The 815-nt window shown below is 63.3% G+C and carries 1 protein-coding gene; it reads left to right on the forward strand.

What is annotated here, in order from left to right; all coding sequences use genetic code 11:
- The coding region (locus CH295_RS15360) for an ABC transporter ATP-binding protein (RefSeq protein WP_141217032.1) at positions 1-815 on the forward strand (815 nt) is incomplete at both ends.

An 815-nucleotide genomic window follows, 5' to 3' on the forward strand; every position in this document is an offset into this window, starting at 1 on the left:
CTGCCGAAGGGTGAAGTCAGTGCTCTCCTCGGTCCGTCCGGTACCGGTAAGTCGGTCTTCCTGAAGTCGCTGATCGGTCTGCTGCGGCCCGAGCAGGGCAAGATCTTCATCGACGGAACCGACATCCTGCAGTGCTCCTCGCGTGAGCTCTACGAGATCCGCAAGCTGTTCGGGGTGCTGTTCCAGGACGGCGCACTGTTCGGGTCGATGAACCTCTACGACAATGTCGCGTTCCCGCTGCGCGAGCACACGAAGAAGTCCGAGTCCGACATCCGCAAGATCGTCATGGAGAAGTTGGAACTGACGGGTCTGCTCGGTGCCGAGGACAAGCTGCCCGGCGAGATCTCCGGCGGTATGCGCAAGCGCGCAGGCCTGGCCCGTGCTCTGGTTCTCGATCCCGAGATCATCCTCGTCGACGAGCCGGACTCCGGCCTCGATCCCGTTCGTACCACCTACATTTCGCAGACCCTGATCGACATCAACGCCGAGATCGACGCGACGATCCTGATCGTCTCGCACAACATCAACCTCGCTCGCACGGTGCCCGACAACATCGGCATGCTCTTCCGTCGCCAGCTGGTGATGTTCGGCCCGCGTGAGGTGCTGCTGACGAGTGACGAGCCGGTGGTCAAGCAGTTCCTCAACGGAACGATGATCGGTCCGATCGGTATGTCGGAGGAGAAGGACGAGGCGCAGATGGCGCAGGAGCAGGCCATGGTCGACGCCGGGCACCACGCCGGTGGCGTCGACGACGTCGAAGGCATCGTCCCGCAGATGAAGGCCACCCCCGGTACTCCGGTGCGCCAGGCCGTCGG

This window comes from Rhodococcus sp. 14-2483-1-2, from assembly GCF_002259405.1.
Lineage (GTDB): Bacteria > Actinomycetota > Actinomycetes > Mycobacteriales > Mycobacteriaceae > Rhodococcoides.